This window comes from Catenulispora acidiphila DSM 44928, from assembly GCF_000024025.1.
GTDB lineage: Bacteria > Actinomycetota > Actinomycetes > Streptomycetales > Catenulisporaceae > Catenulispora > Catenulispora acidiphila.
This window is the reverse complement of sequence record NC_013131.1, coordinates 6,022,773-6,032,605: the sequence shown is the minus strand read 5'-3', so window position 1 is coordinate 6,032,605 and position 9,833 is coordinate 6,022,773. Positions and strand designations below refer to the sequence as shown.

Annotated in this window: 9 protein-coding genes; 8 read left to right on the top strand and 1 reads right to left on the bottom strand. The window is 69.9% G+C overall.

The window, feature by feature from the left end:
* Positions 1-3: 3 nt before the first annotated feature.
* The gene (locus tag CACI_RS25910; RefSeq protein ID WP_015793827.1) at positions 4-813 is read right to left on the bottom strand and encodes an arylamine N-acetyltransferase family protein; all 810 of its coding nucleotides are present in this window, start codon (positions 811-813) and stop codon (positions 4-6) included.
* 167 nt (positions 814-980) lie between these two features.
* Here CACI_RS25910 and CACI_RS25905 point away from each other — a divergent pair, with 167 nt between their 5' ends.
* The 8 genes from CACI_RS25905 to CACI_RS46045 all read left to right on the top strand — a co-directional run bounded on the left by CACI_RS25905 (position 981) and on the right by CACI_RS46045 (position 9,798).
* Positions 981-2,180, top strand: coding sequence for an MFS transporter (locus CACI_RS25905; RefSeq protein WP_015793826.1), 1,200 nt, complete (start codon positions 981-983; stop codon positions 2,178-2,180).
* Positions 2,181-2,228: 48 nt separating this feature from the next.
* Positions 2,229-4,457, top strand: a complete 2,229-nt coding sequence (locus tag CACI_RS25900) for a glycoside hydrolase family 95 protein (protein ID WP_015793825.1) — start codon at positions 2,229-2,231, stop codon at positions 4,455-4,457.
* Between the two features lie 48 nt (positions 4,458-4,505).
* The gene (locus tag CACI_RS25895) at positions 4,506-6,185 is read left to right on the top strand and encodes a peptide-N4-asparagine amidase (protein ID WP_015793824.1); all 1,680 of its coding nucleotides are present in this window, start codon (positions 4,506-4,508) and stop codon (positions 6,183-6,185) included.
* A complete protein-coding gene (locus CACI_RS25890) occupies positions 6,176-6,520 on the top strand; it encodes an NIPSNAP family protein (RefSeq protein WP_041540459.1) in 345 nt (114 codons plus the stop codon). Before CACI_RS25895 ends, CACI_RS25890 begins: the two co-directional genes overlap by 10 nt.
* A gap of 152 nt (positions 6,521-6,672) precedes the next feature.
* Entirely contained in the window at positions 6,673-7,089 is a 417-nt protein-coding gene (locus CACI_RS25885) for an acyl-CoA thioesterase (RefSeq protein ID WP_015793822.1), read from the top strand.
* A 248-nt stretch (positions 7,090-7,337) separates the two neighbouring features.
* The gene (locus tag CACI_RS25880; protein WP_049872085.1) at positions 7,338-7,523 is read left to right on the top strand and encodes a chaplin; all 186 of its coding nucleotides are present in this window, start codon (positions 7,338-7,340) and stop codon (positions 7,521-7,523) included.
* Positions 7,524-7,782: 259 nt separating this feature from the next.
* Entirely contained in the window at positions 7,783-8,805 is a 1,023-nt protein-coding gene (locus CACI_RS53915; protein WP_015793820.1) for a chaplin, read from the top strand.
* A 174-nt stretch (positions 8,806-8,979) separates the two neighbouring features.
* Positions 8,980-9,798 carry a rhomboid-like protein gene (locus CACI_RS46045; RefSeq protein ID WP_015793819.1) on the top strand — a complete coding sequence of 273 codons (819 nt, stop codon included), beginning with the start codon at positions 8,980-8,982 and terminating at the stop codon, positions 9,796-9,798.
* Positions 9,799-9,833: the final 35 nt, after the last annotated feature.

Sequence of the window (9,833 nt, the reverse complement as noted above, 5' to 3'; positions counted from 1 at the left end):
CTGCTAGTTATGCGTTTTGGCTGCCGGAACCACGGTCGGAACCACCGTCAACGCGATCCCGAACAAGTCCCGATAAGCCGCGAGCAAAGCCGCGTCGTCCCTGATCACCCGCTCGCGCTTGCCGCCGGCGTCGGTGGTGATGAGCTTGCGGCCTCTCAGCGTCACCCGGCCGTCCGGGGTCGGCAGCGAACATGTCAGAGCCTGCCGGAACAGCGACGCCGGGGAGGTGACCTGCCACCAGCGTCCCGGCTCGAAGTCCGCCAGTGCCAGCGCGCGCGGGTCGACGCGGTACTGCGGCGCGCCGTCGAGCAGCACGTCGAGTTCGCCCTCAGTGGTCTCCACGAGCCGGAACGTCCCGAAGGCGTCGCTCTGCTCGCCGCGCTCGGCATAGCGCAACGGCATCTCGCTGTGCTTGCCGAATCCCACATCGGCGAGCCACACTTCGCCGGCCGCGTCGGTGACCCGCAGCGCGAGATGGTCCAGCGGGTAGGTGAAGGCGCCGCGCATCGCAGAGTACGTACGCGCCGACAACCTCTCCACCCCGAACCCGACCGCCTCCAGCAGCGCCGCGAACAAGCCGTTGAGCTCGTAGCAGAATCCCCCGCGCCGCCGCGTGACGATCTTGTCGACCAGCGCGCCGAGGTCCAGCGAGACCTCCTCACCCGGCAGATGAATGCTCAGGTTCTCGAAGGGGATCGTCAGCACATGCGCACGATGCAGCACCCGCAGCGCATCGGCATCCGGCCTCACCGGCCCGGCCACCCCCAACCGGTCGAGGTAGGCGGCGATCTCATCGGCGCTCAGTTGCGACATGGCTCCTTTCTGCCAGAAGGACAGCGCAAAGGCGAGGGTTGATGCGTTGTCATGCCCGAAACCGACTATTGACCCCTACCCCCGATATGAGACCATGCCAGGCGTAGGCGACGCCTGCCCCGGACGCGGCTAGAGATCGTTCGGCCGTTTCGACACAAGGATCTCCCTTGGGCTACTTCGCGTTGCTTCGCCTACCCTTCATCGCCCGGTTGCTCAGCGGCTCGCTCGTCGGGCGGCTGCCGGGTGGCATGTCCATCCTGATGATTCCGCTGGCTTTGCGCCGCTCGGGGATGGATTACGGTTTCGTCGGCATCGCCTCTGGCGCCTTGGCGGTCTCCACTGCGATCGGCGGGCCGGTGTTGGGGCGGCTGGTGGATCGGGTCGGGCAGGTCAGGGTATTGGTGCCGGCGGCGGCGGCTTCGGGCGTCGGGTTCGCGATTTTGGCGGTGGCGCCGGGGAATCGGCTGAGTGTGCTGGTCGGGGTGGTGCTGGCGGGAGCCGCCGCGCCGCCGTTGGAGCCGTGCATCCGCATTCTGTGGCCCTCACTCGTGCCGGCTGAGGGTCTGGCGTCGGCGTACTCGCTGGATTCGGCGGCGCAGGAGCTGATCTTCGTGTCCGGGCCGTTGGTGGTCGCCGGGTGTGTGGCGTGGGCTGCGCCGGTGGCGGCGTTGTGGTTGGGAGCGGCGCTCGGCGCGGTCGGGGTGCTGGTGGTCGCGACCAGCAAACCGGTGCGCGAGTGGCGTCCGGAGGTGCGCGAGGCGCACTGGCTCGGGCCGCTGCGGAGTCCGGGGTTGGTGGTGCTGCTGACCTCGCTGATCGGGCTGGGTATCGCGATCGGGACGCTGAACGTCGTGCTCGTGGACTACGCCGAGCACCACAAGTTCCCCGGCGGGGCGGGCACCTTGATGGCGATCAACGCCTTCGGCTCGCTGATCGGCGCGCTGGTCTACGGCGCGCGCAAGTGGCCCGGCACGGCGACCGGCCACCTGCTGACATTGCGCGTCGGCCTCGGCGCCGCCTACGCCCTGCTCCTGCTGGTCCCGGCGCCGCCGCTGATGGTGGCGATCATGGTGGTCTCCGGAGTCTGCTTCGCGCCCTCGCTGACCGTGCTGTTCATGCTCACCGGCGAGCTGGCGCCGGCCGGCACCGCCACCGAGGCCTTCGCCTGGCTGATCACGCTGTTCAACGTCGGCGCGGCCGCCGGCGCGGCGATCAGCGGCTTCGTCATCGCGCACGCCGGGCTGTCTCCGGCGGCGGTGACCGCGGTCGCCGGGATAGCCGCGGCGGTGCTCGTCCAGCTGGCCGGGCGCCGCTACCTGCATCAGTCCGAGCCCGAGGGTCCGGTGGAAACTCCGGTGTACGCCTGACAAGACTGCATGGCGCGCGGCGTCGTGCGGACGGCAGGATCGCAAAGCATGGAACACCTGCTGTGGTACGACGCCCCGGCCAGCGACTGGGAACGCGAGGCGCTGCCGATCGGGAACGGTCGGATCGGCGCGATGGTCTTCGGCGGGGTCGCCGCCGAGCGCGTCCAGTTCACCGAGGAGACGCTGTGGACCGGGGGACCGGGGCACCCCGGCTATGACCACGGCGACTGGCGCGAACCCCGGCCCGGCGCGCTGGAGGAGGTGCGGCGGCGCATCGACGAGCACGGCTCGCTGCCGACGCAGACCGTCACCGAACTGCTCGGGCAGCCCAAGACCGGCTTCGGTGCTTTCCAGAACTACGGCGACCTGATCATCGAGTTTCCGGGACTGAGCGAAGAGGCCCAGGACTACCGCCGCACCCTCGACATCTCCGACGCCCTCGCCGGAGTCGCCTTCGAGGCGGACGGCGTGCACCACACCCGCGAGTACTTCGTCAGCCACCCGGCAGGTGTCCTGCTCGGCCGGCTGACCGCCGACCAGCCCGGCGCGCTCCACTGCGTCCTGCGCTACGAACCCGGCACCGACGCCACCGACGCCACGCGCGTCACCACCGAGGACGCCACCCTCGTCATCATCGGCGCCCTGCCCGACAACGGCCTGCGCCACGCCGCCCGCATCAAGGTGATCCCGGAAGGCGGCCGCCTGATCGAGGGCGAAGACCGGCTCACCATCGAGGGCGCCGACCGCGTCGTCATCATCCTGGCCGCCGCGACCGACTACGCCGACACCTATCCCGCCTACCGCAACGGCATCGACCCCGCCGGCCCGGTCGCCGAAGCCGTCGCCAAAGCAGCGGCCAGCACCTACGACGACCTCCGTGCCGCGCACATCGCCGACCACAGCGCCCTGTTCGATCGCGTCGTCCTGGACCTCGGCGGCAGCCTGCCAGGCGACGTCCCCACCGACCGCCTCCTGACCGCCTACGGCACCGACGCCTCCACCCCGGCCGCCGACCGCGCCCTGGAGCAGCTGTTCTTCGACCACGGCCGCTACCTGCTCATCGCCTCCTCCCGCCCGGCGAGCCAGCTGCCCGCGAACCTGCAGGGCGTCTGGAACGCCTCGCCGACGCCGCCATGGGCCGGGGACTACCACGTCAACATCAACCTGCAGATGAACTACTGGCTCGCCGAACCGTGCGCGCTGGGGGAGTGCGCCGAGCCGCTGTTCGCCTACATCGAGGCGTTGCGCGCGCCGGGCCGGGTCTCAGCCCGCACACTGTTCGGCACCGAAGGCTGGGTGGTGCACAACGAGACGACGCCCTTCGGCTTCACCGGCGTGCACGACTGGCCGGACGCCTTCTGGTTCCCGGAGGCTGCGGCGTGGCTGTGTCGTCACCTGTGGGAGCACTACGCCTTCACCCTCGACGAGGAGTTCCTGAAGGAGCGCGCCTATCCGGTGATGAAGGAGGCGGCGCAGTTCTGGCTCGCGAACCTGCGCCGCGATCCCCGCGACGGCAAGCTCGTGGCGAACCCGAGCTTCTCCCCGGAGCAGGGCGAGTACACCGCGGGCTCGGCGATGGCCCAGCAGATCATCCGCGACCTGTTCAAGAACACGGTCGGGCTGGCCGCCGAGGTGGAAGATCTGGACACCGGACTGCGCATCGGTTCCTGGGGGCAGTTGCAGGAGTGGAAGGAAGACCTCGACGACCCGCAGAACCAGCACCGCCATGTCTCGCAGCTGTACGCGCTGCACCCGGGCTCGGACATCGATCCGCTCCGGGACGAGGATCTCGCGGCTGCCGCCCGCACCATCCTGAACGCCCGCGGCGACGGCGGCACCGGCTGGTCCAAAGCCTGGAAGATCAACTTCTGGGCTCGTCTGTGGGACGGCGACCACGCCCACCGCCTGCTGGCCGAACAACTCACCGGCAGCACCCTGCCGAACCTGTTCGACACCCATCCGCCCTTCCAGATCGACGGCAACTTCGGCGCGACCGCCGGTATCGCCGAGATGCTGGTGCAGAGCCACCTCGGGGAGATCAGGATCCTGCCATCGCTGCCCGCGGCGTGGCCGACCGGTTCAGTGACCGGCTTGCGGGCGCGCGGGGCGGTGCGTGTCGACGTCGCCTGGGCCGAGGGGAAGGTCACCGAGATCTCGGTGACGCCGGACCGCGACGGCGAGCTCGACCTGCGCTCGCCCCTGTTCGGGACCGCGGCGCGTATGCGGTTCTCTGCCGAGGCCGGGCGCACCTACGTGTGGAAAGAAGAGATCAAATAAGGGATTCAGCTCTTGTGGGGAGCCAGGGCTCGCGCCAGGGTGTCAGCCATGTGGAGACCCCTGGCTCTGGCCGCAGCCGCGGCCATGTTCGTCGCCGGCACGCTCGCGGGAACCGCCGCTGCCGCCGCGCCGACTGTGGAGATCAACTATCAGAACCCGGTGACGGCGCTGCCGCCGATCGCGCGGCCGGACACCCCGAGCTGCACGGTCACGGCGATGCAACACGACTTCGCCAACAGCTACGGCCAGCCGTTCACCGGGACCCTCGCGCCGCCGGCAGCCTGTCCCGGGCCCTGGTCGAAGGTGGTGCTGGACTGGTCCGGCAACGCCGCCGGGCGGCAGTACGACCGGCTGGCCGGCGTGTGGATCGGCGGATCGGAGGTGTTCCGGACCAGCACCCCCGAGCCCGACCCGGCCGGTATCAGCTGGCACGTCGACCAGGACATCTCGGCGTTCATCCCGCTGCTGCGCACGCCGCAGCCGCTGGTGGTGGACCTGGGCAACAACGTGGACAGCACGTACACCGGCATCTACCACATGACGATGACCGTGACGTACTACCAGGCCGACAAGCGCCACCCACAGGCCGCGCACAGCGACGTCGTCGTGCCGATCTCGCAGAGCACGTCGGCGCCGGGGTGGTGGGGTCTGACCAAGGGCCAGACCGCGAGCACCACGGTGACCCTGCCGCGCAACACCGAGAGCGCGGATCTGCAGCTGTACGCGCGCGGCGGCGGCTGTGAGGAGTTCTGGTACTCCAACGTGCCCGACTCCTACGCCGCCTCGCACGCCAGTGACGGGCTCTGCGGCGGCGGGACGTACCGCGAGGTGCAGGTCATGGTCGACGGCAAGGCAGCCGGGACCGCGCAGCCGTTCCCGGCGATCTACACCGGCGGTATCAGTCCTTTGATGTGGCGGCCGATCCCGAGCATCGACGCCTTCCGGACCCAGCCCTACGACCTGGACCTGACGCCCTTCGCCGGGCTGCTGGCCGACGGCAAGCCGCACACCGTGACGCTGGTCCCGCCCTCCGACATCACCGACACCTGGCTCATGGACGGCAGCCTGTTCGTGAACGTCGACGCCGCCTCCGCGCAGACCTCCGGTGCGGTGACGCAGGACACGATCACGCCGTCGCCGGCCGTGGACTACAAGGTCGCCACGCAGACCGACGGCAGCGACCTGATCACCGCCGCGGTGACACGGGACTGGACCGTCGCCGGGTACGTCGACACCTCGCACGGCCGCGTCAGCACCAGCGTGACGCAGCACACCGCCTACACCAACAGCAACGACATCGCGCAGGGCGGCACGGTGCAGACCGTGAAGCAGCAGGACTCCGGCTGGACCGAGACCACCACGACCGACGGCCCGGGTCTGGGCCACCGGCAGGCGCGCCGCGACACCTGGTCCTACCCGATCGCCATGACCAGCACCTACGTCCCGGGCGCGACCTCGGACTCCTACACCGTGGACGGCCAGGTCAGCGTGGCGCGCCACCTGACCAGCACCGAGGCCGACCACGGCAACGCCTGGAAGCCGGTCTCGACCGTCGACGACCAGGTGCGGGCCAAGGGCAACCTGCAGCGCGTGAACAGCGTCGTGACCGCCGCGGACGGCTCGGACTCGGAGCTGTACGTCGGCACCGACCGCTCCGGCTGCTACGGGCACTACATCGCCGCCGATCACGGCTACGTGACCCAGGACTTCCAGACGGGATGCCGATGATTCTCGAGATCCGCACCTACCGCCTGCACCCCGGCACGCGCGAGGAGTTCCTGCGCGCGATGACCGAGGAGGCGATCCCGCTGCTGGCGAAGGCGGGGATCGACGTGGTGGCGGCCGGGCCGTCGCTGTACGCCGAGGACGGTGATGAGGAGGCGTTCCTGATGCGGGCCTTCGACTCGCTGGAGCAGTTGCAGGAGCAGGAGGACGCCTTCTACTCCAGCGCGGCGTGGCTGGAAGGGCCGCGGGAGGCGATCGTGACGCCGATCGTGCAGTACCACTCGATCGCGGTGGAGACGGCCGCGGCGGTGGTCGACGGGCTGCGGCGCCCCTGGTAGCCGCTGGGAGCGCCCCGGCGGGCGCGTTCGATGCTACTGACTAGTAACATGTCAGGGGCGGCCACTAGGGTCGCCCCTGATCTGTCTTTCCATGTCTGCACTTTTCCATCAGCGTTTCCGCCGCCCCACATCCCGCACAAAAGGAGACGACCATGGTCTTCTCGGTACCGATCACCGTCCGCGGCTATGAGCTGGACACCCAGGGCCACCTCAACCAGGCCGTCTACATCCAGTACTCCGAGCACGCCCGCTGGGAGATGCTGGCCGCCGCCGGCATCCAGCAGAACGCGATGGTCGAGAGCGGCATCGGCCCGGTGGCGCTGGAGGTGAACGTGAAATACCTGCGCGAACTGCGCGGCGGCGAGCAGGTGGACGTCACCTGCGAGTTCGCCTGGGCCGAGGGCAAGGTCTTCCAGCTCAAGCAGCAGATCCTGAAGAAGGACGGCACGCTCTGCGCCGACATCGTGGTGACCGGCGGGGTCCTGGACCTGAAGGCGCGCAAGCTGGTGCCGAACCCGGCGGAGCGGTTCGCGGCGCTGGCGAGCGACCCGGCGCTGCTGGGGATCTGAGGCGGCGAGCGGCTCTTCCCGGGGCTCTCGGCGACGCCGCCGCCACGGCAGGTTTCTGACGTACACGTCGGAAGTCATACCTTCACCGGATCGGCTGATCGCATGACCGGGAGCGTTTCGGTCGGTGAGCGGTGGTCGTTTCTCCGGACGAGCGGTACGTGATCGGTGCCGCCGCTACACAGGAGGAAGTACCAGTGCTGAAGACCAAGAAGATCGCCGCGCTCGTCGCCGCCACCGGCGGTCTGGTGATGGCCGGGGCCGGTATGGCCAGCGCCGAGGCCACGGCCGGCGGCAGCTCGGTCGGCTCGCCCGGGATCGTGTCGGGCAACACCATCCAGGTTCCGGTGCACGTGCCCGTGAACGCCTGCGGCCTCACCGTGAGCGTCATCGGCATCCTGGACCAGGCGTTCGGCAACACCTGCGTCAACGGCTGAGCCGTCGGCGCCGCGCTTGGGGGCGGTCCCGAGAATCCCTGGCGGGTTCTCGGGACCGCCCCTTTCCTGCTGCGCTTCTCCGGCACTTCCCGGCGCGGACGACCAGCTCGGCGCGGGGGTTGCCCTCGGGGCGGGTGGGTTCACTCGTACGAACGATTCCGGGTTTCGCCGCGAAAACCTCCCGCGGGCCGCCTCGTTAGTCGGATAGGTCTATCGGCTCGTCTCAAGTAACGCCAGACGGAACAAGGCAGGGGCTTTCATGCAATCGCAAGTGAAGCGGCGGATCGTTTTCGGGCTCACCACCGGCGGGATGCTCGCCACCGGCGGGGTCGGGCTCGCGCACGCCGACGCGGCGGCCGCCGGGGTCGGCGACGGCGCCACCACCGCCGGCTCGCCGGGGATCCTCTCGGGCAACACCATCCAGATCCCGGTGAACATCCCGATCAACGTCTGCGGTGTGACGGCCAACGTGGTGGGCCTGCTCAACCCGGCGGAGGGCAACCACTGCGCGAACTCCGGCGGCGCCACCGCGAACGGCGGCGGCCCGAGCAGCGGCGGGGCGTCGGCCAGCGGCAGCTCGGTCGGCTCGCCGGGCATCCTGTCCGGCAACACCATCCAGGCTCCGGTGCGCGTCCCGGTGAACGCCTGCGGCGACACGGTCAACGTGGTCGGCGTCGGCAACGGCGCCAAGGGCAACCACTGCGCCAACGAGGGCGGGACGACCGGCGGCGGCGCCACCGCGACCGGCAGCTCGGTGGGCTCCCCGGGCATCATCTCCGGCAACACCGTCCAGGTCCCCGTGAACGTCCCGGTCAACCTGTGCGGCGACACCGTCAACGTGGTCGGCGTCGGCAACAACGCCGACGGCAACCACTGCCTCAACGCCGGCGGCGGCGCCGTGACCGGCGGGTCCACGGCGACCGGCAGCTCGGTCGGTTCCCCGGGCATCGTCTCGGGCAACACCATCCAGCTGCCGATCTCGATCCCGGTCAACGTCTGCGGCGACTCGGTGAACGTGGTCGGCATCGCCAACGGCGCCGCGGGCAACGCGTGCGCCAACGACACGCCGGCGCCCCCGACCGTGACCCCGCCCCCGACCACCACCACCGGCTGGACCGCCCCGCGGACCGCGCCGACCGAGACCGGCACGGCCGTCCCGGCCGCGACCGGCATGCTGGCGCACACCGGTGCCGACGGGCTCATGCTCGCCCCGCTCGGCGCCGCGCTGATGGGCGGCGGTGCGTTCATGTACCGCAAGTACAAGCCGCGCCGTATGTTCTAAGGTTCCACCCAGCCAGGGTTCGCCCAGGTAGCGCGGCGGAGTCCGGGTCCCTCAGGGGTCCGGGCTCCGCCTTCGCCGTGTTCTCACGCTTTTCATCCTCCTCTCAGAGGGAAGCTGCACAGTGCCGCTCTGTCTTGGGCATAGACCAAGGGCGGGCATTGACAGGGAGGCGTAATGAGGACCGGCTGGGTCGAACTCGCCGCCATTCCGGCGGCGCTGCTGGTCGTGTACCTCCTGCGCACGAACAGCTGGGCCAGCAGGCATGTGCGCGTCGTCTGGAACTGGCTCAAGGCCTGGGCCCGGCTGGCGCCGTTCACCACCGCGCTGTCGCTGCTGATCGCGGTGCACGCCTGGATGCTGCTCGGGCTGTCCCCGCGGCTGCGCAACGCGGTCCTGCTCACGCACTCCACCACGCTGGCGCACCTCAAGCAGGAGCCGCTGACCGTGCTGTTCGGCTCGGCGATGTGGACCGACGTCAACGAACTGCTGTTCATGGCGCTGACCGCCTTCCTGTACCTGGCGCCGCTGGAGCGCTGGATCGGTACCTGGCGCACCGTGCTGGCGTTCCTGGCCGGCCATATCGGCGCCACGCTCCTCATCGCGCTGTGGATTGAGGAGACGGTGGTCCTGACCCCGGAGCAGGACCGGGTCTACTCGCGCACCATCGACGTCGGGATCAGCTACGGCGCCTACGCGTGCGCCGCGCTGCTGGCCTACCGGCTGCGCTGGCCCTACCGGTTCTCGGTGTGGTCGCTGATGCTGGCCTACCTGCTCTACCAGGCCTCGCTGAAGGACTTCGACGCCGCGGTCGACTACACCCCGCTGGGCCACCTGGCCGCCTTCGGCATCGGGCTGGCGTTGTACCCGCTGGCCAGGACCGAGCGGGCCCGGCGGCGAAGAGGCGATCCCTGGATCCGGATCCCCCGCCCGACCTCGACGTTTCCCGAGGGCGAGCCGACGTCCGATAATGAGACCACGAGCCTGGCGCGGTGACCCCGCAAAGCCGGGCGTGTGACAACGACGTCCGC

What these genes read in the sequence shown, in the direction of transcription:
- CACI_RS25910 (WP_015793827.1), bottom strand. Translation starts at nt 813, where the DNA reads ATGTCGCAACTGAGCGCCGATGAGATCGCCGCCTACCTCGACCGGTTG.
- CACI_RS25900 (WP_015793825.1), top strand. Translation starts at nt 2,229, where the DNA reads ATGGAACACCTGCTGTGGTACGACGCCCCGGCCAGCGACTGGGAACGC.
- CACI_RS25895 (WP_015793824.1), top strand. Translation starts at nt 4,506, where the DNA reads ATGTGGAGACCCCTGGCTCTGGCCGCAGCCGCGGCCATGTTCGTCGCC.
- CACI_RS25890 (WP_041540459.1), top strand. Translation starts at nt 6,176, where the DNA reads ATGCCGATGATTCTCGAGATCCGCACCTACCGCCTGCACCCCGGCACG.
- CACI_RS25885 (WP_015793822.1), top strand. Translation starts at nt 6,673, where the DNA reads ATGGTCTTCTCGGTACCGATCACCGTCCGCGGCTATGAGCTGGACACC.
- CACI_RS25880 (WP_049872085.1), top strand. Translation starts at nt 7,338, where the DNA reads ATGGCCGGGGCCGGTATGGCCAGCGCCGAGGCCACGGCCGGCGGCAGC.
- CACI_RS53915 (WP_015793820.1), top strand. Translation starts at nt 7,783, where the DNA reads ATGCAATCGCAAGTGAAGCGGCGGATCGTTTTCGGGCTCACCACCGGC.
- CACI_RS46045 (WP_015793819.1), top strand. Translation starts at nt 8,980, where the DNA reads ATGAGGACCGGCTGGGTCGAACTCGCCGCCATTCCGGCGGCGCTGCTG.